At 40.9% G+C, this 23720-nt stretch carries 22 protein-coding genes; 10 read left to right on the plus strand and 12 right to left on the minus strand.

Annotated features, from left to right (window positions below; genetic code table 11):
- Positions 1–454: 454 nt before the first annotated feature.
- The 9 genes from FTU17_RS00350 to FTU17_RS00390 form a co-directional block, all read right to left on the minus strand.
- On the minus strand, positions 455–718 hold the full coding sequence (locus FTU17_RS00350) for a YdcH family protein (protein ID WP_180002890.1): 264 nt from the start codon (positions 716–718) through the stop codon (positions 455–457).
- A 69-nt stretch (positions 719–787) separates the two neighbouring features.
- Positions 788–1126, minus strand: coding sequence for a chaperone modulator CbpM (locus FTU17_RS00355; protein WP_078189792.1), 339 nt, complete (start codon positions 1124–1126; stop codon positions 788–790).
- A 10-nt stretch (positions 1127–1136) separates the two neighbouring features.
- Complete coding sequence (locus tag FTU17_RS00360; RefSeq protein WP_180010275.1) at positions 1137–2099, minus strand: DnaJ C-terminal domain-containing protein; 963 nt, start codon at positions 2097–2099, stop codon at positions 1137–1139.
- Positions 2100–2240: 141 nt separating this feature from the next.
- A complete protein-coding gene (locus FTU17_RS00365; RefSeq protein ID WP_078192815.1) occupies positions 2241–2705 on the minus strand; it encodes a DUF2147 domain-containing protein in 465 nt (154 codons plus the stop codon).
- 188 nt (positions 2706–2893) lie between these two features.
- Positions 2894–3358: a DUF2147 domain-containing protein gene (locus FTU17_RS00370; RefSeq protein ID WP_168377964.1), complete on the minus strand. Its 465-nt coding sequence runs from the start codon at positions 3356–3358 to the stop codon at positions 2894–2896.
- A gap of 284 nt (positions 3359–3642) precedes the next feature.
- Positions 3643–4095 carry a DUF2147 domain-containing protein gene (locus tag FTU17_RS00375; RefSeq protein WP_180041039.1) on the minus strand — a complete coding sequence of 151 codons (453 nt, stop codon included), beginning with the start codon at positions 4093–4095 and terminating at the stop codon, positions 3643–3645.
- A gap of 261 nt (positions 4096–4356) precedes the next feature.
- Positions 4357–5232, minus strand: a complete 876-nt coding sequence (hslO, locus tag FTU17_RS00380) for an Hsp33 family molecular chaperone HslO (protein ID WP_168377962.1) — start codon at positions 5230–5232, stop codon at positions 4357–4359.
- A 50-nt stretch (positions 5233–5282) separates the two neighbouring features.
- Positions 5283–7124, minus strand: coding sequence for a monovalent cation:proton antiporter-2 (CPA2) family protein (locus FTU17_RS00385; protein WP_180134468.1), 1842 nt, complete (start codon positions 7122–7124; stop codon positions 5283–5285).
- A gap of 78 nt (positions 7125–7202) precedes the next feature.
- Positions 7203–9425, minus strand: a complete 2223-nt coding sequence (locus FTU17_RS00390; protein ID WP_180134469.1) for a primosomal protein N' — start codon at positions 9423–9425, stop codon at positions 7203–7205.
- 150 nt (positions 9426–9575) lie between these two features.
- Here FTU17_RS00390 and gspF point away from each other — a divergent pair, with 150 nt between their 5' ends.
- From gspF to FTU17_RS00410, 4 genes are all read left to right on the plus strand, one after another.
- Positions 9576–10781, plus strand: coding sequence for a type II secretion system inner membrane protein GspF (gene gspF, locus FTU17_RS00395; RefSeq protein WP_180089615.1), 1206 nt, complete (start codon positions 9576–9578; stop codon positions 10779–10781).
- A 57-nt stretch (positions 10782–10838) separates the two neighbouring features.
- Positions 10839–11255: a type II secretion system major pseudopilin GspG gene (gene gspG, locus FTU17_RS00400; RefSeq protein WP_373683025.1), complete on the plus strand. Its 417-nt coding sequence runs from the start codon at positions 10839–10841 to the stop codon at positions 11253–11255.
- A gap of 283 nt (positions 11256–11538) precedes the next feature.
- Complete coding sequence (locus tag FTU17_RS00405; protein ID WP_180010249.1) at positions 11539–11874, plus strand: hypothetical protein; 336 nt, start codon at positions 11539–11541, stop codon at positions 11872–11874.
- Positions 11875–12107: 233 nt separating this feature from the next.
- Positions 12108–12446, plus strand: coding sequence for a tRNA-binding protein (locus FTU17_RS00410; RefSeq protein WP_180010276.1), 339 nt, complete (start codon positions 12108–12110; stop codon positions 12444–12446).
- A gap of 83 nt (positions 12447–12529) precedes the next feature.
- Here FTU17_RS00410 and lnt read toward each other — a convergent pair whose 3' ends face one another.
- A complete protein-coding gene (gene lnt / locus FTU17_RS00415) occupies positions 12530–14089 on the minus strand; it encodes an apolipoprotein N-acyltransferase (RefSeq protein ID WP_180002894.1) in 1560 nt (519 codons plus the stop codon).
- On the minus strand, positions 14086–14925 hold the full coding sequence (locus FTU17_RS00420; RefSeq protein ID WP_078189781.1) for an HlyC/CorC family transporter: 840 nt from the start codon (positions 14923–14925) through the stop codon (positions 14086–14088). The genes lnt and FTU17_RS00420 overlap by 4 nt, the downstream gene beginning before the upstream one ends.
- 200 nt (positions 14926–15125) lie before the next feature.
- Between FTU17_RS00420 and tusA the strand changes: the two genes are divergently transcribed.
- The 4 genes from tusA to FTU17_RS00440 all read left to right on the plus strand — a co-directional run bounded on the left by tusA (position 15126) and on the right by FTU17_RS00440 (position 19694).
- Positions 15126–15383 carry a sulfurtransferase TusA gene (gene tusA / locus FTU17_RS00425; protein ID WP_078189780.1) on the plus strand — a complete coding sequence of 86 codons (258 nt, stop codon included), beginning with the start codon at positions 15126–15128 and terminating at the stop codon, positions 15381–15383.
- Between the two features lie 133 nt (positions 15384–15516).
- Complete coding sequence (locus FTU17_RS00430) at positions 15517–18294, plus strand: type VI secretion system Vgr family protein (RefSeq protein WP_180002895.1); 2778 nt, start codon at positions 15517–15519, stop codon at positions 18292–18294.
- The gene (locus FTU17_RS00435; RefSeq protein ID WP_180002896.1) at positions 18295–19086 is read left to right on the plus strand and encodes a hypothetical protein; all 792 of its coding nucleotides are present in this window, start codon (positions 18295–18297) and stop codon (positions 19084–19086) included.
- 128 nt (positions 19087–19214) lie between these two features.
- A complete protein-coding gene (locus FTU17_RS00440; protein ID WP_180002898.1) occupies positions 19215–19694 on the plus strand; it encodes a hypothetical protein in 480 nt (159 codons plus the stop codon).
- Between the two features lie 511 nt (positions 19695–20205).
- Here the strand turns inward: FTU17_RS00440 and FTU17_RS00445 are convergent.
- Positions 20206–21918, minus strand: a complete 1713-nt coding sequence (locus FTU17_RS00445) for an electron transfer flavoprotein-ubiquinone oxidoreductase (RefSeq protein ID WP_180134470.1) — start codon at positions 21916–21918, stop codon at positions 20206–20208.
- A 194-nt stretch (positions 21919–22112) separates the two neighbouring features.
- On the opposite strand from FTU17_RS00445, the gene FTU17_RS00450 reads away from it, so the two are divergent.
- A complete protein-coding gene (locus tag FTU17_RS00450; RefSeq protein ID WP_168377951.1) occupies positions 22113–22721 on the plus strand; it encodes a DUF1285 domain-containing protein in 609 nt (202 codons plus the stop codon).
- Between the two features lie 49 nt (positions 22722–22770).
- Entirely contained in the window at positions 22771–23658 is an 888-nt protein-coding gene (gene murI / locus FTU17_RS00455) for a glutamate racemase (RefSeq protein ID WP_168377950.1), read from the plus strand.
- Positions 23659–23720 lie beyond the last annotated feature (62 nt).

Here is a 23720-nt window from a genome sequence, read left to right on the forward strand (position 1 = left end):
TGGGTCTGCTTTAAATCCTTTGATAACTTCGAGACTCACCAAGGGTGCATATTTGAGTTTGCCTTTGCGTTTTAAGCACACTTCGACCAAGGGCTTGTACGGCATTGGGCGTATTGCAGTAAGTGTTCCACTATACGTCCCATCGGCATTTTTGACGATGGTCACATCACCGCGTGAATATCCTGTTTGGTCATCCATGGTTTTTCAAATACTCGTTTATCACTGGCATGTAATAGACTACTGAAACTGAGTAATGCCACCCAATAGGACATGATGCATGTGCATGATGAATCCTTTGTCATGATGTAATTGTTTTACATTTTGTTTTTTAAAGAATCTGCAGTACAACGCGATTTGACCGATCCTTATGGTCTTAGCAATTCAATTGCGTAGCCTCGTGGGTTGTACTGCGAACGACATGCATCATGAAAATTCCCCTATACGAGTCGATATCTCAAGATATATCATCATTTTCATTACTTTTCAGTAAGCGATAAATTTCATCTTTTAGCTTTAATTTCTTACGCTTAATGGTCTCAATATCCGTGTTGTAGTGATTAACAGGATCTAATTCCAATTGAATGATTTCGCGATCCAACTCATCATGTTCTTCAAAGATCCGCGCAAAATGCGGATTTTCATCACGTAACTGAGTGACCAAATCACGGTACTCAGGAAACATGTTTTTGACTTTTTTATTGCAATCTCGTGTTTTCATGGTTGTCGATCATTTCCTCTACAAGAAAAAAGAAAAACGCCCTGCAGGACAGAGCGTTCACGAATACATTTAGTGCGAATGAAGCTGTTGGTGTTTCACTTGGCGACGTAGTTGTTGGACTTCATCAATCAGGTCGAGCATCATGGCGACCGCAGTAAAACTGGCATCGAAATCTCGTTGAAGCCGATAGGCACGCCGTGCGCGAGATATATCATCGCCAAAAAATTGATGAATCCTGTCTTCTGAACGGCTAGGCAGAATATCGTATTCGAGTAGTTGCAGAACCCATTCTGGACTTTGCCCACAGGCAGAGGCAAAGTGTTGTAGATCAAAACTACTTTTTTCGTCTACGATTTCAGTCTGTTTACATCCGTCACAGACAATTTCACGATAATGAATTGTTGTCATGGTGCTCTCCTTAAGACTGTCGTGGATTAAATGACGGAAAAGCTTGAGCAAAAGCCGCATAAGCTTGTTGCTCTTGTTCTGTTTGTGCAGCTGGTATCACTATATTTAAAACCAGGTAAAGCTGTCCGGGTGTTTTGTTTGGTATCCCTTTGTCCTTTAATCGTAGCTGCTGTCCAGTACGCGCATTTTTAGGAATCTGTAGCTCTAATGTTTTGCCATCAGGACTGGTAAATGCAATTTTTTGACCCAATGCTGCTTCCCAAGGACTGATATTCAGTTGTTGGAAAATATCAGCACCTTCTACACGGGTTTGCTCGGTTTGTTTATACAAAATTTCAATGTATAAATCACCAGCAGCTCCACCGTTATAGCCAGCTTGCCCTTGGCCGGAGAGTCGAATTTGTTGACCTGATTTCATGCCTGCAGGAATTTTGACTTGTAGGGTTTTACGTTGAACTTCAGGCTCACCATGGGCATTTAAGCTCGGAATCTGCAAGGTGATATTCTGCGTTGCACCATGAAATGCGATTTCTAAATCCACTTCTAAACTGGCGTGTTGGTCTTCACCACGGAAGCTCTTGGTTTGGCGGTTTGCACGTTGATACTGATAGTCACCGCCACCAAAGCCTTGCCCAAAACGACCAAACAAGTCTTCAAATCCACTAAAGTCCGCATGCTGACCATCAGTCGTCGATTGGCGATAAAACTGAGATTGGTCAAAACCATCTTGGTTGCCAGCATTAAACCCAGCAAATCCTTGAGGATGATCGAGTTCAAAATCGTATTGTTTTTTCTTTTCGGCATCACTCAAGGTGTCGTATGCAACATTAATCGCTTGCATACGCGCTTCAGCATCAGCCTCTTTACTGACGTCAGGGTGATATTTACGCGCCAATTTTCGATAGGCTTTTTTAATTTGATCTGCCGAAGCATCTCGGGCGATCCCTAAAGTTTGATAGTGATTGTCTGGCATACTCTCTGTATAAATATTGATCATGTTTAAATCAATATAGAAGGGTTCATCAAACTGTCATAGGGGCAAACAGCATCTTATTGTTTCAAAACATGACAATAAAAAAGCCTCACGAGGAGGCTTTTAAAAACACATTTAAAATTAATATTTTATCCAAGTGACACTACGACCAATCACAGATACACCAACATACCCACGTATAGTTAAATGTTTTCCTGAAGCACTAAGTCTTGCTTTGCCTTTATAGATTTTTCCACCAATCGGGTCCAGAACTTTACCGTTTTGGAATTCACGTGGATTTTTTGGATCTTGTTTAAAGTCCCAAATAAATGGCAAGCCGATAAAAGGTTTATTTTTCAATTCACCTGGGCAGTTCGAGCAGACGCCCATTTTTTCAGTGCCAGGGACATTGCGTGTGGTGACAATGATGCCTTCATAGCTTCCATCGGCTTTTTTGCGAATTTCAACGTCTGCACGCGAATATCCTGTACGGTCATCGACGGTTTTCCACTTCCCCACTAGCGGATCGGTTTCCGCAGCGATTGACAATCCTGACAAAGTGCTAAGTAGTATTCCGGCAAATAATTGTTGATATATTTTTTTCATTTCATCCCCTGAAAATTCAGAATTGTGTTTTTAGAGTAACTTGCCTAAGTTATATATAAAGTCTTACAAAATCAATGTGATAGTTTGTGATGTATTTGGCATATTTTTTTAAAACACTGCTTTAATATGGAGTTTTTACTCTAATTTTTAAGTTAAAAAAGGCCTTTAATGATTTAAAGGCCTCGTGCTTAGTTTTTGACCCAAGTGACATTGCGTCCAATTGCAGAGCCTTCAGTACGACCATTGATGATCAAATGCTTGCCATTATTCATCAAACGAGCGCGTGCATTGTAGTGCTTGCCTGATTTGGGATCGAGCATCACTCCACCCACAAATTCATTGGGCTTTTCTGGATCAGCGCTTAAGCCGCTTAAAGTGGTTAAACCGACCATGGGTTTATTTTTCTGAGCACCGGTGCATTGCGTGCATGTCGAAACATTTGCTGTTCCGGGTACGCTTCGGCTTTGGATAATGGTGGCCGAATACAGGTCATGCTTATCTTTGCGAATCACCACATCGGCAAGGGAATATCCTGTTCGATCATCAATGGTTTTCCATGTCCCCACTAAGGGGTCAATCGCTGCAAAAGCAGAGGATAAACTGCAGATGGAGAACATGCCGAACAGGATAGAAGGGAGGAATTTAACAGCCATATAATTACCCACATTACACAAAAAGCGGATGCCTAAAACTTAAAGGCATAAAAATATTATGGGTTTAATGTAGCCTGAAATAATATGAATATTCTAGTGATTTTTTAAGAATTGGTATTTATATTTTGAGCCAAAACATGAACGAGTTGGCGCTAAATGAGGTTTATGCTGAACGTCTACGCACTAGTAAAATAGTCGGAATTCATCTCAAAGTAGATTATTATCGGCATGATGAACTCGTCTGGAGTTGAGTTCATCATGCCAATGAAAGCCAAATGGCGACTTTAGTTGACGCGGATCCAAGATACCGTCCGGCCGAGAAGCGTGGTTCCAACATAACCTCGAAGTGTCAGGACATTGCCGCGCGCATTCAATTGCCCTTTACCTTGATAAGTATTGCCTGAAAGTGGGTCGATCACCTTGCCATCGGTGTACGCATTCTCTTTTGCATTATGTTTAAAGCCAGAGAATATCGGTAAACCAATTAAGGGTGCATTTTTGAGTTTACCTTCGCATTTTTCACAAATCGTGGTGACAGGGCGGTTGGGGATGGCATGCACTTTGGTGATTTTACCGCTATAGCTGCCGTCTTTTAATTTAGTGATTTGGACTTCAGCACGAGCATAGCCTGTTTTATCATCTATGGTTTTCCATGTCCCGACGAGGTCTGCTGCATGTGCTGTCATTGGGCCAAAGTAGAACATGGCTAAAGCAATAGCGAGTGTTTTGAGTTTCATAATTTATCCAGTTTTTTTTTACATTATTTTTCAATTAAAAATAAAGCTTTGTTGGTTTTTTTGACTTTATTTCTGGCGCGATATTTCTGGCGCGATTCTACTCGAAAAAAAATTGATCGCAAATACAGCTGATCATGTTGATGCTTTATAGTTCGAACCCATTCGACTAAGCGCAAGAAAGTAGTAGGTCTAAATTTTATCGGGACAATAAAAAAGCACCCCGAAGGATGCTTAGATTTAGGCTTTTAATCATGCAATGATTTAGCTAAGGTGTTGACCAAAAAGGGATAAAGCTTCTTCTGCCGTAAAGGTATATTTTGTATTACAGAATTGGCAATCCATTTCAATTGGGTTTTGAAACTCTAAGGTTTCACGAACTGCAGCAACACCAATTTGTTCAAGTGCTGTCGCACAGCGTTCTTTTGAACATGTGCAGCCAAATTTTAAGGCTTCAGTTTCAGGTAGACGAACTTCTTCTTCGTTATATAAACGATATAAAATTTCGTTTGCAGATAAAGACGTTAACTCTTCTGCTTTTAATGTCTCGGTCAGCATGGTTAAACGTGGCCATAGATCTTCATCAACTCGGCGTTGTTCTTCTTCGCTATTCCGAGGTAATAACTGAATCAGTAAACCACCTGAACGGCTGTTGCTGCTTGCTAAGACGATGCGTGTTGGGATCTGTGCAGATAGATCATAATATTGCATCAAGCAACCCGCTAATGTCGGTTTGTCTAAAGGTACAATCCCTTGATAACGCTCACCAAATTCAGGCTCGATATTAATGAAAAGCACTGGGTTTACCAAGGCTTTCAGTACCGTGCTGCTGTCTTCAGCGGCTTGAAAGTGCGGGTCTTCTTCATAATCGGCAAGTGCGCGAACTTCACCGAGATGATTACATTCCGCCATTGCCCATTTAAAAGTGCCTGCAGCCTGAATTTGTAAGCTAATACGACCTTTAATTTTTAAGGTGCTGGCCAACAAGGCAGTCGCGCTGAGCATTTCACCCAAGAGAATTTGTACAGCAGGTGCATAGTCACGCTGTGCAAGAATCGTTTGTAGGGCTTCTTCAAGATGAACCACTTCTCCACGAACAGGGCTATCTTCAATAAAAAAGCGTTGGCGTAAATCTGACATAAAATTCTCCATAACCCTGCTTTAATGGTGACGATATTGTAAAACACAAGTCATTCATTATCATCTCTTGTGACATCAATACGATGACGTTGTAAGCTGCGTTGTAAATCAACACCTGTAGGTTTTTCACGGGCTTGCGCATCGCTTTCAAACAAATGTTCCAGTTCAGCTAAAGCGTTACGATGCGTTTCATAAATCTTTTGTTCATCGGTATAGATTTGCTGCTGTTGAGTCAGCAGTTTCTCATCATAATCACGGAACAATTCGATACTTTTATAGGCATCTTCATCGCTGATGCCTAAGTCGCACAGCATGTGATAGGCCATTCCTAAAGAGGATAAATAGGTTTCACGCCAAATATGCTCAATCCCCAAATCACGCAGCAAATGCACCTGATGACGGTCACGTGCGCGGACCAATAATTTTAACTGAGGGTAATTCAGACGAATATGACGCGCCACGTTCATTGAGTCTTCAATATCATCTATGGCAAGGACAAACACTTTGGCATGTTCAATGCCCGCAGCGCGTAAAATATCTGGTTGTGTGGCATCGCCATAATACAGATGACCACCATAATTACGTACGAAATCGACTTTGTCTAAGTTGCTATCAATGGCGGTAAAAGACAAATGCTGTAAATGCGCCACACGAGCAATGATTTGTCCGAAACGCCCAAAGCCCGCAATAATCACAGGATTATGTTCATCCGGAATGTCGTCATATTCGGGAATGGTTTTTGGATTAAAACGCGGCAAAATTTGTGATTGTATTAACCAGTACAACATAGGGGTCAACACCATCGACAAGGTGACGATGAGGGTTAATGGCTCCAAAATGGCTTGCTGTACGACATTTTCACTTTTCGCCACACTAAAGACCACAAAGGCAAATTCACCGCCTTGAGCCAACCAGGTCGCCAGTAAAATACTGTTGCGCCATGAATTTTTAAGATAACGCGCAATCGCCGTAAGTGACGCCATTTTGATGAGCATCAGTGCCAATGCACCACCGATAATGAACCATGGCATTTCAACGAATAATGACAGTTCTGTGGTCATGCCCACGGTCATAAAGAACAAACCAAGTAAAAGCCCTTTAAACGGAGCAATACTGGCTTCGAGTTCATGGCGGAATTCTGAGTCCGCAAGTAACACACCTGTGAGGAAAGCACCCAGTGTGGTACTGATACCAAGTACATCCATCAACACCACGACACCCAGCACTATAAATAAACCGACAGCGGTGATCAGTTCATGCGCACCACTTTTCGCGACGAAGCGGAAAAAAGGCCGCATTAAGTATCGACTAAATAAAAATAAGCCTGAAAAAGTCGCAATGATGGCAGCGAAATAGGCGATTCCGTGATGTGATGATTCTGTACCTGCGAGCAGGGGGATGACTGCAATCAGGGGAATTGCGGCCATATCTTGAAACAGCAAAATCGAAAAGGATTGTTGCCCATAGGTTGTGTTTAATTGCTGCTTCTCACTCAGCATCTGCAAGACAAAGGCAGTAGAAGAAAGAGCGAGAGCGAAACCGATAACGATACTGGCTGCAATGCCTTGTTGTAAGGCAAAAAAACTGCCTAGCGCTAAAACAAGACCGGTAAGACCAACTTGTAAACTCCCCATGCCGAAAATAGAACTACGCATGCTCCATAGTCGCTGTGGACGTAGTTCGAGGCCGATCAGGAACATCAGTAAGATCACACCAAACTCAGCGAGCTCTTGGATCGCTTCGGGATCACTGGCGATGTTAAAGACATCGGGGCCGAGCAAAATACCGGTGAACAGATATCCCAATACCGTTGCAATACCAAAGCGCTTGAGCAAAGGGACAAGCAATAAGGATGCGCCAAGGAAAATTGTGATCTGTAACAGTAGTGACATTTACTCGTCCTAGAGTTGTATTTTTGGTCGAAAGTTGCAATTCAGTATGACTGATTTTTCAGACTGAATTGTACGCGTTTAACTGAGTTCCTGTGGGTCTATATCGAGGCTCAATTTCATATTTGATGGCTTGTTATGCAAGATGTTTTGCCACCAATAACGCAGATAATAATGTAAGCGCGCACGATCTGTTGACAGCAAAACCATGTGGGATTGATAACGTCCCGCTTTGCGCTCCATCGGGGCAGGAATTGGCCCCCAAATGTCAATAATTCCAGCAGAGTCCTGACGCAGCAATTGGGCATGTTGCTGTAAAAATTCAGTATTGAGTTCTTGGTTTTTGGACTCACAGCGCACCAATGCAGCATAGCGAAACGGTGGCATTTGTGCCATTTCCCGTTCTTTCATGGTTTCTTTGGCAAATTTTCGATAGTCCTCATTGACCAAGATATTCAAAAGCGGATGGTCGGGTCTTAGGGTTTGTAAAAACACATCGCCTTTACGTTCACCACGGCCGGCACGCCCAGTGACTTGTACAATGAGCTGTGCAGTACGCTCGATGGCACGGAAGTCCACACTCAGTAGACCTGAATCGATATCTAAAATCGCCACCAAGGTGACGTAAGGGAAATGATGTCCTTTGGCCAGCATTTGTGTACCGAGTAAAATGGCAGGTTCGCTTTTTTGAATCTTGTCATAGATTTTTTGCCAACTGCCGACTCGACTGGTGGAATCACGATCGACCCGTATAACGTCATGCTGCGGAAATAGCTCATTTAGGCTTTCTTCAACCTTCGCTGTACCCATACCCACGGATTTCAGTTCTTGGTGATTACACTGTGGACAATGCTCTGGCATACGGTGAATGGTGCCGCAGTGGTGACAATGTAGGTGTTGATAGGGTGTGCGGTGTACCGTGAAATTGGCATCACAGTGCGGACATTTGGCCTGCCATGCACAGCTTTCACAAATTAAAACCGGGGCATATCCACGACGGTTTAAGAACACTAACACTTGTTCTTTTTTTTCAAGGCGCTTACGGATTTCACCAATTAATAATTGGCTGATTCCATGCTGTTTCTGTGCCACTTTCAGATCAAGGATGTGCATTTTCGGCATGACCGCAGTGCCCGCACGTTGGTTCAATTCCAGTACGGTCATTTTGCCTTGTTTCGCCAGTGCATAGCACTCGATACTAGGCGTGGCAGAACCTAAAATGACAGGGCATTGTTCCAGATGCCCACGGTAAAGTGCGACATCCCGAGCGTGATAGCGAAAGCCTTCTTGTTGTTTAAAGGACAGATCATGCTCTTCATCAATCACAATCAAACCCAAATTAGGCAGTGGCGTATAAATCGCAGAACGCGTGCCTAAGATAATAGATGCCTTACCTGTTTGCGCCGCTTGCCAAGCTTGCATACGTTTTGAATCGTTTAAACCCGAATGTAGTAGAGCAATATTGCAATGAAAACGTGATTGGAAACGGCTGATGGTCTGTGGGGTAAGTCCAATTTCAGGCACTAAAACCAAGACCTGTTTGCCTTGCTTTAGAATCTCTTGCATGATTTGTAAATAGACTTCGGTTTTACCACTGCCGGTGAGACCATCAAGTAAAAATGCCTGATATTGATTACGCGCCTTTAACACCCGATCAATGGCTTTCTTTTGCTCAGGATTTGCAGTGAGTGGCATTTGCGCCATGCTCATGGGCATCGGGCTAAAGTCCTGTTCCGCCAAGACACATTGGCAGATGCCTTTTTTCTCTAATGCTTTGAGTGTCGCGGTTTCCACACCTGACAAATTTAAAAGATTTTCACCTGTGCCTGTGGGATGTAATTTTAGTATTTTATACGCCTCTTGTTGACGCTCTGAACGTTTAATTTTGGCTTCAGCATTATGGTCAATCAGATTCCATGTCCGTGCCAATAAATTATAGGGCTTTCCTTGGCGTAACAGCGTCGGAAGGGCACTTTGCATCACTTCACCAATCGGAAATTGGTAATACTGTGCAGACCATGTCAATAAATTTAAAACTTTCTCATCTAAAATGGCACGATCATCAAGAAGTTCGGTAATGGCCTTGAGTTTAAAGCTTGAATCGAGTGGTGCATCGGGAGCAATTTTTTCCACGATGATACCGGTCAAATTTTGCCGACCAAAAGATACAGCAACGCGTGCACCTACTTCAGCTTGTTGGTATTGCTCTTGGTTTAAGCTGTAATCGAAGCAGTCGTATAAATATACCGGAACGGCGACTCGAACGCGGTAAATAGGTGTTGCAATGCTCGCTGAATTTGCCATAAAACGTGGATAAGTTCCTGATTAAATTTCGTCGTGATCGTAAAGGAGTTGTGTTAGAGTGAGCTCATATTTTATATCTAAGAATATGAATGATTTTGATGGTCAGACGCAACTGCGCTGATAGAAATTTTGGAAAATTAGAGCATTACAATGCCTGCATATCAGTTTACTGCCATAGACGCTTCAGGGAAGCAGCAGAAGGGTGTACTTGAGGGTGATTCTGCGCGTCAAATTCGTCAACAGCTCAGAGATCAGTCACTCATTCCAGTTGCTGTCGATCCGATTGAGCAAAAAGACAAACACGCGCAGCAGCGCTGGTTTCAAAAAGGGCTGAATGCCTATGACTTGGCTTTATTAACTCGCCAACTTTCAGTTTTGGTTGCCGCTGCAATTCCATTAGAAGAAGCGATTCGTGCTGTGGGAAAACAAAACGAAAAAGCCCATGTGCAAAACCTGTTGATGTCGGTGCGTTCTAAAGTTTTGGAAGGGCATTCTTTAGCCAACGCACTACAACAAGCGGGACGCTTTCCTGAACTGTATATTGCCACGATTGCAGCAGGTGAGCGTTCAGGTCATCTCGATCTCATTCTCGATCAACTTGCCGATTACACCGAAAATCGCTTTGCCATGCAAAAAAAAGTGCAGGGTGCGATGATTTATCCCATCATCCTGATGTTAATGTCTTTCGGTATTGTGATGGGACTCATGACCTATGTGGTCCCAGATATTGTCAAAACCTTTGACCAAAGCAAAGATGCCTTGCCGTGGATAACGATCGCTTTAATGAAAGCCAGTGATTTTATTCGAATGGCCTGGCCATTTTTATTGGTCGGTAGCGTAGTCTCGATTTTTCTCTTGGTTCGATTCCTCAGAACAGCGGCGGGACATTATGCCTTTGACCGATTGACCTTGAAATTACCGTTATTTTCCAAACTGTCTAAAGGTATTAATGCCGCTCGTTTTGCCAGTACCTTGTCGATTTTAACCAAGTCTGGCGTGCCATTGGTCGATGCTTTAAAAATTGGCGCAGCGGTCAGTAATAATTGGGTGATTCGAGATTCGGTCAACCTTGCGGCAGAGAAAGTAACAGAAGGTGGTAATTTAGCAACACAGCTTGAGCGAAGTGGTTATTTCCCACCGATGATGGTACAAATGATCAAAAGTGGTGAAAGTTCAGGCGAATTAGATCGGATGCTAGAACGTGCGTCGACGATGCAAGACCGAGAAGTGACGACTTTAATTTCAACTTTATTGGCGTTGCTTGAACCGCTGATGTTGGTATTTATGGCGAGCATTGTACTGGTGATCGTGATTGCTGTGATGCTGCCAATCGTGAATATGAATAATATGATTTAAGACATTCGAACAATGATGTGAACAGAGATTTGTAACATGCAAGTGAAGACAAAAAATATGAAGCAACAAGGTTTTACTTTAATTGAAGTGATGGTGGTCATTGTCATTTTAGGTGTTTTGGCAGCGCTGATTGTACCGAACGTGATGGGCCGTGGTGAAAAAGCCAAAGTTGATACTACGGCGATTACTTTAAAAAGTGTCGCTGGCTCATTAGATCAATACAAAATGGACAATGGTAAATTCCCTTCAATGCAAGACGGCGGATTAAATGCTTTGGTCACCAAACCTGAGTCTGCTAAAAACTGGTTGCCGGGTGGCTACATCAAAGGTGGCTATCCAAAAGACAGTTGGGACAATGACATTCAATATGTGATTCCAGGTTCTGAAGGCCGTCCTTATGATCTTTATTCATTTGGTGCGGATGGTCAGTCTGGCGGTGAAGAAAATGATGCTGATATTTACTATAAACACTAACTGAGAATAATTATAAATTCAGTTTTAATGGAATTAATCACTTCACTTAATAGGATGTTTCAATATTGAGTGAAGTGATAATAAATCTTAATTATAAAATTAATATTAAGTTGTTGAATTTACTTTAAATTATATAATATAAAATATGTGATATTTATAATAAGAATTATTCCCAATTTTATTGATTACAATAATCGTAAAATATGAATAAATATAGGCTTTTCATTTAAATAAAACCGAGCATAATATCTTTTATGGTACTTTTTTAGCCATGGAGGATAGTATGAAAGCATTATTATTAACGGATGAAATTAACCAATTTCATTGGTCTATGCTGAAATCTGTTCTTTTGATTTTAAGTATTCTGCCGACCAGTCAAGGCATTGTGTATTTATGGCAAAGCACTGAGGGCAGTAGCCAAATTATGGTGGGCTTCTTTGCCATGAGCTTAATGAGCTCATTACTGGCTTTAAGTTTTTGGTCTGCATTAAAAGCGACTGTGGCAAATTTAAAACAAGAACATGCATCTGCCATCGAACAAATGGTTGTTCGTCTTTACCGATATATTCCAATGGTGTCTTTAGCTGCCATGCTTTCCTATTTAGTTACGCAGTTATAACCCCAAAATTAAACCTTCCAAACTGGAGCTTGCTCCAGTTTTTTTATGTCTCGTGCTAATGAACAGTTAGCCTACATCAAGGCATACTTCTACATGATACGCGCTCTAACATGACCTTGCTTTGTCCGTTTTGACGCATCGAATGTCTGCTTCACATATCGTCAGCCTGAATCAAATTTTTATAATGCATAGATAGCCAGATGAAGCATAACAAAGAAAAGCAAGAGGAAAAGATGCAACAGATTGATTGGCAAGATTTTTTGAAAGTTGAATTACGTGTGGGGAAAATTGTACAGGCGGAAGTCTTTGAGCAAGCACGTAAACCTGCGTACATTATTTATGTGGATTTTGGAGAGGAACTGGGCATTAAAAAATCCAGTGCGCAAATTACACAGCTATATCAGCCGGAAAATCTATTGGGAAAATTGGTCGTTGCCGTCGTGAATTTTCCAAAAAAACAAATTGGTCCAATCCAGTCAGAGTGTTTGGTCACAGGTTTTCATAATGCAGAGGGGCATGTTGCTCTTTGTGTGCCTGATGCAGAGATTCCCCTAGGCACCAAGTTACTTTGAAAAAGTAGGGTGAACTGGCACCCTGAAAGTTTATCAATAAAAAACCGAGCTTTGGCTCGGTTTTTTGATCTTTTGTAGCGGAATCAACGGCGTGATTTAAAAGAAATATCAACTTTACGCGGGCGATAAATCCAACCGAGAACCAATAACAAGAATGAGAAAATCAACACAGGCCAATCACTTAAGCGAGTGTAAAGTGTTTCGCCTTGCATGGCAGGTAAATCACCACGCAGTACTGCATCTTTATCCATCGGTGCCTGTTTCACAATGTGACCATTATGATCAATAAAGGCGGTAATACCTGTATTGGTTGCACGAATAAACCAACGGCCATTTTCTTTGGCACGCATTTGAACCATTTGTAGGTGCTGATGTGGGCTCGCTGTTCCAGTAAACCAAGCGTCATTGGAAATAGTCACCAAATAGTCACTTTGACTGGCATTACGGCGCGTTAAGTTGGGATAAGCCACTTCATAGCAAATCGCTGCACCTAAATCATGACCTTTAACATTCAAAGGCTTTTGGTTGTTTGCACCACGTGAAAAGCCACTCATCGACGGGTCATTTTGTAGGGCAGGCAGTACCCAACTTAACATCCCTGAAAGCGGAATGTATTCACCAAAGGGAACTAGACGTTGCTTCTTGTATAAACCAGAAGATTCATCACCAGTTGCCATGATGGTGTTGTAATACATAGGGTGTTGGTTTTGCTGTGATTCTGCCAGATCCCAATAGGGAATACCTGTCACCCAAGCCGTACCTGTTTTATTGGCTTGGACTTTCATCGCATCCAAAAACGGCTCTATATCGGTTTGGAACATTGGAATGGAGGATTCTGGCCAAACAATGACATCACGGCCCCATTCGGTCCGACTTAATGACGCATATTTCATTAAGGTTTGAGCTTGGTATTCTGTTAACCATTTTAAATCTTGTGGAATATTGCCTTGAATTAAGGAAACACTCAGCGGTTTTTCATTTTTAGGCTGAACAAATTGCAATTGCGCTGCACCCCATGCACCGAGCAAAACAAGGGCAGAGGGAACAATCCAAAAGATGCGTTTACGCAGGATTTCAACCAAGGCGCAGGCCAATACAATGACCGCAAAAGATACTCCAAAGATCCCGAATAATGGCGCATAGCCATCGAGGAATCGTTCAGTAAATGCATAACCTGCAAACAGCCATGGAAAACCGGTAAAGACCCAAGTTTTACTCCACTCGAAAAACACCCACAGTGGCGCAAAGGTCAGTGGGGTTTCTGGAAAGAAGCGGCGGTAGAGCCAACTCTGAACTGCGGTAAACAGCCCCATCACAATCGCCATAATGGCAATCATCAAAACACTCAGTGCTGAATTGGTATCACCATAGACATGGATCGAGGTATAGAGCCAAAAAGCCCCAACAAACCATAAGCCAAAGCCATACGCTAGACCAATGAAAAACGATTGTTTAGGTGCACGTTGACTTAGGCAGGCATACAGAATGGCTGGAGATAAAATTGCCAACCACCAATAATGATAAGGTGCCAGCGACAAGCTGAAGATGGCACCTGAAAATAATGCAATCAGCAAAGGATAGATGAAAGGTAGCTGTTTTTTTTGTTGTGAGTGGTTTAGCAGCTTATCAAAGTAGGTTCTCATTTACGGACAGCTCGGATCAGATGAATAGTACGTGCATCTGCCTCCAAAATGGTAAATTCCCAGTTTTCAAGTTCAATCACTTGACCTTGTAAATCACTGACCAAGCCCATTTCTTGTAGCAGTAAGCCGCCCACAGTTTCTACTTCATCATCTGAAAAATCAGCATCTAAAAGATTGTTAAAGTGTTCAATTGGTGTAAGTGCTTGAACCAACCATGTATTTGCACTTAACGGGTCTTCATCTGGAATGATAAATTGAGCTTCTTCATCAACTTTGTCGTGTTCATCTTCAATTTCACCCACAATTTCTTCAAGAATGTCTTCTAAAGTCACTAAGCCTGAAGTTGTGCCATATTCATCAATCACAACAGCGATATGGGTTTGGGTATTTTTCAACATACGTAAAACTTGGTCAGAACGCGCGCTCTCAGGTACAAATAAGGGTTGGCGCATTAATGCACGAATATCGACTTTGGTGGTCGGTTCTGTCAAAAATGGCAACAAATCTTTGGCCAATAAAATACCGACGACATTGTCTGGCTGGTCTGAAGAAAAGACAGGGAAACGTGAGTGTGCAGATTCAACAAGTACATGCAAAATATCTAATAACTCATCATCTTCTTGTAAGCTGATCATCGCAGTACGGGGGGTCATGACCTCGCGGATTTTAGTTGCAGGTAAGTCGAGTACCCCTTCGAGCATGGCAACTGTATCGGGTTCTAAGAAGCGACGTGAATCTTGTACCAATTTCAACAGTTCGTCACGGGTTTCTGGTGCAGTGCCCAGCCATTTACGTAAGCCGCGCATGCCCCACGACGGGCCGGATTCCTCTTGCATGATCTTTCCTAAAGACTCTTAATATCTAATAAATGATGATTTTATCATACCGTAGAAAATACAGTTGTCTATTGTTAATGTTGATCTAGATGATGAGCGATCAAGTCATTTTAAGACGTTATCATCTGCATTTTTCAAGCTAACATTCGGTCGTTAGGATTATGCTAAAATAGCCCTAGATTTTAATACTGAGTTTTCTAATGTCTGAGCCTTCTGTGCCCCCATCAATTCAATTAAACACCCGTGGCTTACGTTGCCCTGAGCCTGTGATGATGTTGCATCAAGCCATTCGTAAATCAAAATCGGGTGATATTGTTGAGGTTTTTGCAACAGATAATTCGACCTCTTGGGATATTCCGAAATTTTGTATGCATTTAGGTCATGAGCTTTTGCTTCAAGAAGAACGTCTTGATGAAAATGGAAATAAAGAATTCCATTATTTGGTTCAGAAAGGTTAATTTAAGAGATTGTAAAAAATAATAATTATTAAGATGTTACATTTTTATTAATAAAATAGGCTGGTCAAGTCTGATGGCTAGCCTATATCATTCGCAGCATAATTATACAAAGTTTAAAAAACAGACTTTTAAAATGTTAAATTCGATTGCTCTTATACTTGAAAAATTAGGCTTATCCGCCCAAAAACGTGCCATTCATGTGCAATTTTCCAATCCTGCGTTGAATGAAGAGCTTTTTATTCAACGTATTGATGGGGAGCATGTCTTAAACCAAGGCCTGCAAGCGACTTTGATTTGCCTATCTACGAATGCACTTATTCCACTAAAACAATTTATTGGCGTACAAGTCGCCGTTGATCAAGTGACCGATCAGGGCGAACTCTTCCGCACCACGGGTATTATTACCGAAGCCACCCAAGGCCAGAGTGACGGTTCACTCACGCTGTATAAACTCACTTTAGAAGATGCAACATCGCTGTGGCATAAACGCAGGAACAGCCGTGTGTTTATGAACAAATCGGTGCGCGATGTCAGTGAAACTCTCTTTAAAGAATGGCAAAGCAAAAGTCCGCTCTTTGCTGCCAGTCTAACGCTAGATCTAAGCGGTTTAAGTCAGAACTATGATGTACGACCTTTCATCATGCAGTCGAATGAAAGCGATTATGACTTTTTAACGCGTCTTTGGCGCAGTGAAGGCATCAATTGGCTCATCGATGAAGCGCAATTGAAAGTGATGCATTCCAGTAGCCCGATCGAAAAACAAAAACTCCGCCTGATTGATGACAATAGCCAATATCAAGCACTCAGCCGTCGTAGTATCCGCTTTCATCGCTCTAGTGCCACAGAAAAACAAGACAGCATCACCAGCTTGATCGGTGAACGTAGCATTCAACCGACTGCGGTCCATGTGCAGCGCTGGCAAGCCGATGGACTGAGCCAAGAAGAAGGCGCAGGCTCAGTTCAAAGCAAACATCAGCATAGCCAAAGCCAAGACAATGCCAGTTTAAGTTTGGAACAAGCATGGCATATCAGCCCTGCATGGATGCAAGACTTAAAAGGCGAAGACCAAGCTACCGCTTCATCAAACAGTCAGATTGAAAAACTGAATCAAAACCTAACGCGCTATCACGAGCTACAATCGAAAAAATTCAATGCACAATCGACTGTGCGTGATACACAAGTCGGTTATTGGTTTGAATTGAATGAACACCCAGAAATTGATCAACACAGTGGTGCAGACAAACAATTTTTAATCACAGAAAAGAAATTCTATAACCAAAATAACTTACCCAAAGACCTTACTGAACAAGTCAATCAACTGATTGAACAAAGTCAGTGGAACATTAAACCGATCCATGAACAGGCCGAGCGTCAGGCCAATCAGCTCACATTACAACGCCGCAATATTGCGACGGTTCCTGCATATAACCCACTCGAACACCGTCCAAGCACCCATCCGCAACGGGCTAAAGTCGTTGGGCCAAGTGGTGAAGAAATACATGTCGATGAATGGGGGCGTATCAAAGTCCGCTTCTTATTTACCCGTGGTGATGATCACAGCCATGATGGTGGTGCAGGCAGCAATGACAATGATATGGATTCTGCATGGGTCGATGTACTTACTCCATGGGCAGGTGAAGGTTATGGCGCACGCTTCTTACCGCGCATTAATGAAATCGTAGTTATTGATTTCTTTGACGGTAATATTGACCGACCATTTGTAGTGGGGCGCATACATGAAGCACAGCGCAGTCCAACCCAATTTGATAGTAAAGGCAAACTGCCAGACACCAAAAAACTGGCTGGAATAAAAAGTAAGGAAGTCCAAGGTGAAGGCTTTGGACAACTTCGCTTTGATGACACGACTGGACAAATCTCAACACAATTACAAAGTACCCATGGCGCCACTCAGCTCAACCTAGGGAACCTCAGTCATCCCAAAGAAACCGCAGAAAGTGAGGGAAGAGGCGAAGGTTTTGAACTGAGAACCGACCAATGGGGCGCGGTGCGTGCAGGTCAAGGGTTATTGGTTAGTACACACCCACAACAACAAGCAGCAGCAATGCACCTCGACGCACAAGCTGCAAAAGATCAAATCGAAGCCAACTTAAACAGCAGTAAAGCTTTAAGTGAAGTGGCGAAAAATCAACAAACTGACCCACTTGAAGTCTTGGATAACCTAAAAAACTTTCTTGGACAAATTGAAAAAGGCAGTAAAGAAAAGGCGGATGCCTTTAAACAAGCCTTAATGATTTTATCTGCACCAAACTCAATTGCTGTGAGTAGTCAGGAAGATATTCATCTTTCAGCGGATGGGCAGATCAGCCAAAGTGCAGGCGATAGCATCAACCTTAGCAGTCAAAAATCCTTGATTGCCCATGCACAAAGCAAGATCAGTCTATTTGCAGCACAAGAAGGTTTACGCGCGTATGCAGGCAAAGGCAAAGTTGAAATCCAAGCCCAAGGAGATGGGGCGGATCTGATTGCACGAAAAGGTATTCAAATTATTTCCACGGAAGATAAAGTTGAAATCAAAGCAAGCAAAAAAATTGTTTTAGTTGCTGGTGGTAGTCAGATTGAAATTAGTAGTGCGGGTATATTGCCTACTACTAGCGGTAAGTTTGAGGTGAAGGCAGGGCAGCATAAGTTTGTGGGGCCTCAACAAGTAAATGTTCCAATCACAACCTTGCCAAATGAACTGAAAAGCTTCAGTCAACAAATTAAGGTCATAGATCATACTCAAAAAATAATGCCAAATGAAAAATATGTGATTGTAAAACCAAATGGAGAATACTTGGCTGGAATAAGTGACATTAACGCAATGACAAAACGTATTTTTACTCAGCAGAAGGAAAAATTAAGAATTTTGGTTGGTCAAGATGCTGAAGATTTTTTAAAGGATAATAATTAAATGAGTCAAATGGTTGATACACAAGAAGGAAAGCCTGAAACTGAAATTAAAATTGATAATTATTCTTTGTTGGTTGGATTTGAAGCAAATTTAGCAGAAATAGCTTTTGTTGAACGCAAAGTAGGTATTTTAAAAAATAAAGTTGAAAAAGTTCAAATTTTGCAAGGGGAGGGTAGTGATTATGGCCATGCTTTCTTTTACATAACCAAAAATAATGTTGTGGAGGCCTTTTTTAGTTTTGGCCCAACAGAAGAGTTGGGAGATATAGAATATAAAAAAGGTGAAGAAGAGATAGACGGAAATGAAAAAATTTATGCAAATGGATACGTAAATAAAAGGCCAAGTACAACTTCTTATTTAATTTATGAAGTTGTTCAAATATTTAAAATAAATATCACGGAAAAAAAATTTCATAAAATTAAACAAAAAGTAGCAAAAGTTGAAGCGGCAGTGCTTAAAGGAAAACCTTATAATGTAATTTTGAATGATACCTGTGCTGAAGAAGCAGAAGATATTTTAGATGATGTCATTGATGACTTGCCAAATGGAAAAGGATACATTGAAATTGATGGAAAAATTCCCCCTTTTAGGGTGGTAAATCCATATATGTGGTGTAGTCAATTTTATAAAAAATATGGAGATAATGCTTACATTTATCCTGAATATCCCGAGGATGGTAAAGGTGTCGATTTATTTGATGCTGATGGTGAGCATGATTTCAGTGTATCATCGTGGAAGTTGGAAAATGGTCAACTTGATCCTTTGTTTGAGAATGGCTATTACGAAAATTAATTTCAAATCATACTTGTAAGGGATATGGAATGCGTATTTTTTTACTAGTAATCGTATGGGTAAGTACTAGTTTTTTCGGCTGTTATGCAAATAATAGTGTTAATGATAAGTCGATAAATGGATTGAATATGAATAATGAATTTATTTCAAAAAATAATATTAATTACCAATTATTAATTGAAAGAATTATTTTTTGTGTAAAAAATGGAGATTTTAATAAATCAGATTTAATGCTTGGTAAGTTAGAAATTTTAGCCCACAAAAATAATAACTTTAAGAAGGAGCAAGGAGTATATTTTAATATCCCGAACTTTCCAGACTTGCAAGTTAATTTAATTAAAAATGTTGGTGATTCTGAATGGAGTGTTATTAAATTACATAGTAAAAATGTATTTTATACTAAATTTATCCCAAATTTTAATGACAATTTTTTTGAAAATAATAGTTCTTTAAATTTTAAGAAAATTGATTTTGACTCAAGATTAAGTAATTATAGGTATATATATTCTTATGAGGGATTGTTTGATGTTATATTTATTGTAAAATCTGAACAATATAGAAAACAGAAGCATCCTAATAACTTTCAAGCGTTTGAAATAAGAAGGTAGTTGATTTTTTTATAATAATTTAAAATTAACCCGCCTAAGCGGGTTTGTTGTCTCAAGCAAACTCAATATTTTATAGGCTTATAAGTTTATTAAATAAAGATATTGGGTTTAAAGCTATCATTTTAAATTTTTGGTGAAATTAAATTACTTGTTTTAAAAAAATAATACTTAAATATAGATGGGCTTTGTTGCACAAAGATTTCATAACTATATGATTTTAAAGGTTTTGATTATTTTTTGATCCAAAATTAAATTTATTTAAATCAGATACTTACATATTTATGCAACAAAGCCTTTTAGGCTTAGTGAAATTATTTCTTTTAATTATTTATAAAATATCTAAATCTAGTGGATATAAAATAATACATTGATAATTATTTTAAATGAAATACTTATGAAATTCATTTTTTATAGGAATTAGTTTTTTTGTAATAATATTTATTTAAAGAGTGTGATTATCTATTAAAAAATAAACCCGCATTAAGCGGGTTTATTTCAATCTCAAAAGAGATTACATATTAGGATAATTAGGACCACCGCCACCCTCAGGTGTTACCCAAGTAATGTTTTGAGACGGATCTTTGATGTCACACGTTTTACAGTGTACACAGTTTGCCGCGTTTATTTGGAAACGCTTAGAACCATCATTCTCTTCCATAATTTCATAAACACCAGCAGGGCAGTAGCGCTGAGCAGGCTCATCCCATTTTGGTAAGTTCACATTTACTGGAATAGACGCATCTGTCAGTTTCAAGTGAGCAGGCTGGTTTTCTTCATGAACGGTATTCGATACGAATACTGAAGACAAACGGTCAAATGTTATTTTACCGTCTGGTTTTGGATAATTCGGTTTGAAGTTCGCAGCATCGACAGTTTTTAAAGCACTGAAGTCGGGCTGTAAGTCATGTAGTGTAAATGGCACTTTAAAGATGTTTTGATCAACAAAGTTGAACGCACCACCCATCCATTGACCAAACTTATGCATAGCAGGGCCAAAGTTACGAGAGTTATATAACTCTTCTTTCAACCAACTGTTGTTAAACTTGTCAGTATACGCAGTTAACTCTTTAGTGAAGAAGTCTTCACCTTCAGTCACACGTGCAATGGCAAGGTCACCACCTTTTTCCACACCCGCAGCAATCGCTTCAAATACAGCTTCACCGCACAGCATGCCTGATTTCATTGCTGTATGAGAGCCTTTGATTTTCGCAAAGTTTAGGAAACCTGCGTCATCACCAATTAAGCTACCACCTGGGAAAGTGAATTTAGGTAGTGAGTTGAAGCCACCTTTTACAACCGCACGTGCGCCATAAGAAATACGCTTACCACCCTCAAGATATTGCTTGATCAGTGGATGTGTTTTCCAGCGCTGCATTTCCATAAATGGATACATGTGTGGATTGGTGTATGACAAGTCAACGATCATACCCAAAGTCACTTGGTTGTTTTCAGCGTGGTATAACCACCAACCGCCTGAAGAACCTGTTTCATTTAAAGGCCAACCTGCACCGTGCATCACCAAACCTGGCTTGTGTTTAGCAGGATCGATTTCCCAAAGTTCTTTAATACCAATACCGTAATGTTGCGGATCAGCATCTTTATCTAAATTGAACTGAGCAATCAGACGTTTACCCAAATGACCACGACAGCCTTCAGCAAATAATGTGTATTTGGCATGCAGTTCATAGCCAGGAGTAAAGTTATGCGTTGGTTCGCCATCTTTACCAATGCCCATGTCACCAGTCTGAATACCTTTCACAGTCCCATCTTCATGGTAAAGGATTTCAGACGCGGCAAAGCCTGGGAAAATAGACACTTCTAATTCTTCAGCTTTAGCGCCCAACCAACGAACCACATTACCTAACGAAATAACATAGTTGCCATCGTTATGCATGGTTTTAGGCACCATCCAATGTGGTGCTTCTTGTGATTTTTCATCAGACAATAAGAAGAAGGTTTTATCTTCAGTCACAGGCACATTTAACGGTGCACCTTGTTCTTTCCAATCTGGGAACAATTCATTCATTGCGCGAGGTTCAAGCACAGCACCTGATAGAATATGCGCACCCACTTCGGAGCCCTTTTCCACGACACAAACGGACAGATCGTTTAGGTTATTTTCAATTGCAAGTTGACGAATTTTAATCGCAGCAGATAGGCCGGCAGGACCTGCACCGACGATAACTACGTCAAACTCCATCGATTCACGTTCGATGTGTTCCATGTAGGACTCCTCATATTTCGGAAGGTGGCATCCATTCAATTCATTTAAATGGTGCTGCCATGAGTGTTCTTAATGCCCAGACACAATTTTTCTATCGTGTCTTTGATATTGTGGGCTAGTATAGTTTTAAACCGAGTTCTAGCCAATTGGCTGAATCATATTATTTTTCCGTCACTAAGGTATTTATTAGGCGGATGAAGCAGCAATTGAACGAAAACCCGACGAAAAAATTCATTAATAGGGATGATAGAAATTTAATGAACATTGCACAATACTTAAAAGATGGACAGTCCGGTCACAAAAGGTCAATCCCTCCATTAGATCAATGGCATCCAAAGCATTGTGGTGCAATGGATTTGAAGGTTTTAGCCAATGGAGAATGGTGGCACGATGGTCAATTGATCAAGCGGCAAGCACTCATTGATCTGTTCTCAACCGTGCTTTGGAAAGAAGATGGGAAATTCTATTTAAAAACCCCTGTGGAACAAATTGAAATACAGGTGGAAGATGAGCCTTTATTTGTCAATCAGGTGGATCACGTTGAGATTGACGCTAAAAACTATATTCAATTCACCACAACCACCCAAGACCTGATTATTGTTGATCAGGAACATCCGATTTTTATGCGTGAATATCAGGGTGAACTACGTCCTTATGTGCATGTTCGTTTTGGTATAAATGCCTTAATTCAACGTGCTGCATTTTTTCATTTAGTCGAGATGGGTGAGCTGCTTGAAAATGAGCAAGGGGAGTCCATTTTAGTGTTACAAAGTGGTGATTTGCACTTGCAATTAGGCACCTGAGGTTTAAGCTTTCCACCTTGTCATTCTGAATCTAAATTAAAGTGACCCTATGACCGCCATTCATCCCATTTACCCCTTAAATGTACCCATGCCAAAAGCGACTGCTGATGCGCCTATTGGGGTATTTGACTCAGGTATTGGTGGTTTGTCTGTTGCGTTGGAAATTGCACGTTATTTACCGAATGAACGGATTGTTTATTTTGCAGATACGGCACATGTCCCTTATGGCCCGCGTCAAGATCAGGACATCCGTGAACTGACTGCACATGCGATTGAGTGGTTATACCGTCAGGGGTGTAAAGTCGCGGTGGTGGCATGCAATACGGCATCGGCATTTAGTTTGGATTATTTGCGTGAACACTACGGTGAAAATTTTCCGATTATTGGCTTGGTTCCAGCCTTAAAACCTGCGGTATTACAGACCAAAAGTAAAACTGTGGCTGTCCTCGCAACGCCTGCGACTTTTCGGGGTAAATTAATCAAAGATGTCATGCAGCGATTTGCTGAACCTGCAGGGGTGCAAGTTTTGTCAGTGACTTCTTTGGAATTGGTGCCCTTTGTTGAAGCGGGGGCGCAAATGACTGAGCCTTGCCTGCAGACATTAACTGAGATATTACAGCCAGTTGTAGATGCAGGTGCAGATTATTTAGTGCTTGGATGTACGCATTACCCCTTCCTAAAATCGGCAATTCAGTATATTTTTGGTCAGAAGCTGACATTAATTGACTCAGGATTTGCGGTTGCACGACAAACAGCCCAAATTTTGATTAAAAATGAGTTATTATTTGAGCATAACCGCCAAGATTCACTGCGTATCGAATGTTATGTCAGTGGAAATAATGCGGAAAACTTAACACCTGTGGTAGCACGCTTAATTCAAGATGATCAAATCACTTGGAAAATCTGCAATATTCAGGCGGCAAGTTTAGAATTTTAATCATTGTGATTGAACGATTTTAGATAAAACAATTTAAATCTATTTGGGGTAGTCATGCTGTA

Source organism: Acinetobacter sp. YH12070 (assembly GCF_013419625.1).
Taxonomy (GTDB): domain Bacteria; phylum Pseudomonadota; class Gammaproteobacteria; order Pseudomonadales; family Moraxellaceae; genus Acinetobacter; species Acinetobacter amyesii.

What these genes read in the sequence shown, in the direction of transcription:
- FTU17_RS00435 (WP_180002896.1), top strand. Translation starts at nt 18,295, where the DNA reads ATGAGTCAAATGGTTGATACACAAGAAGGAAAGCCTGAAACTGAAATT.
- FTU17_RS00390 (WP_180134469.1), bottom strand. Translation starts at nt 9,425, where the DNA reads ATGGCAAATTCAGCGAGCATTGCAACACCTATTTACCGCGTTCGAGTC.
- FTU17_RS00375 (WP_180041039.1), bottom strand. Translation starts at nt 4,095, where the DNA reads ATGAAACTCAAAACACTCGCTATTGCTTTAGCCATGTTCTACTTTGGC.
- FTU17_RS00385 (WP_180134468.1), bottom strand. Translation starts at nt 7,124, where the DNA reads ATGTCACTACTGTTACAGATCACAATTTTCCTTGGCGCATCCTTATTG.
- FTU17_RS00420 (WP_078189781.1), bottom strand. Translation starts at nt 14,925, where the DNA reads ATGCAAGAGGAATCCGGCCCGTCGTGGGGCATGCGCGGCTTACGTAAA.
- FTU17_RS00360 (WP_180010275.1), bottom strand. Translation starts at nt 2,099, where the DNA reads ATGCCAGACAATCACTATCAAACTTTAGGGATCGCCCGAGATGCTTCG.
- murI (WP_168377950.1), top strand. Translation starts at nt 22,771, where the DNA reads ATGACCGCCATTCATCCCATTTACCCCTTAAATGTACCCATGCCAAAA.
- FTU17_RS00370 (WP_168377964.1), bottom strand. Translation starts at nt 3,358, where the DNA reads ATGGCTGTTAAATTCCTCCCTTCTATCCTGTTCGGCATGTTCTCCATC.
- gspF (WP_180089615.1), top strand. Translation starts at nt 9,576, where the DNA reads ATGCCTGCATATCAGTTTACTGCCATAGACGCTTCAGGGAAGCAGCAG.
- lnt (WP_180002894.1), bottom strand. Translation starts at nt 14,089, where the DNA reads ATGAGAACCTACTTTGATAAGCTGCTAAACCACTCACAACAAAAAAAA.
- FTU17_RS00445 (WP_180134470.1), bottom strand. Translation starts at nt 21,918, where the DNA reads ATGGAACACATCGAACGTGAATCGATGGAGTTTGACGTAGTTATCGTC.
- gspG (WP_373683025.1), top strand. Translation starts at nt 10,839, where the DNA reads ATGAAGCAACAAGGTTTTACTTTAATTGAAGTGATGGTGGTCATTGTC.
- hslO (WP_168377962.1), bottom strand. Translation starts at nt 5,232, where the DNA reads ATGTCAGATTTACGCCAACGCTTTTTTATTGAAGATAGCCCTGTTCGT.
- FTU17_RS00440 (WP_180002898.1), top strand. Translation starts at nt 19,215, where the DNA reads ATGAATAATGAATTTATTTCAAAAAATAATATTAATTACCAATTATTA.
- FTU17_RS00350 (WP_180002890.1), bottom strand. Translation starts at nt 718, where the DNA reads ATGAAAACACGAGATTGCAATAAAAAAGTCAAAAACATGTTTCCTGAG.
- FTU17_RS00365 (WP_078192815.1), bottom strand. Translation starts at nt 2,705, where the DNA reads ATGAAAAAAATATATCAACAATTATTTGCCGGAATACTACTTAGCACT.
- FTU17_RS00410 (WP_180010276.1), top strand. Translation starts at nt 12,108, where the DNA reads ATGCAACAGATTGATTGGCAAGATTTTTTGAAAGTTGAATTACGTGTG.
- FTU17_RS00355 (WP_078189792.1), bottom strand. Translation starts at nt 1,126, where the DNA reads ATGACAACAATTCATTATCGTGAAATTGTCTGTGACGGATGTAAACAG.
- FTU17_RS00405 (WP_180010249.1), top strand. Translation starts at nt 11,539, where the DNA reads ATGAAAGCATTATTATTAACGGATGAAATTAACCAATTTCATTGGTCT.
- FTU17_RS00450 (WP_168377951.1), top strand. Translation starts at nt 22,113, where the DNA reads ATGAAGCAGCAATTGAACGAAAACCCGACGAAAAAATTCATTAATAGG.
- tusA (WP_078189780.1), top strand. Translation starts at nt 15,126, where the DNA reads ATGTCTGAGCCTTCTGTGCCCCCATCAATTCAATTAAACACCCGTGGC.
- FTU17_RS00430 (WP_180002895.1), top strand. Translation starts at nt 15,517, where the DNA reads ATGTTAAATTCGATTGCTCTTATACTTGAAAAATTAGGCTTATCCGCC.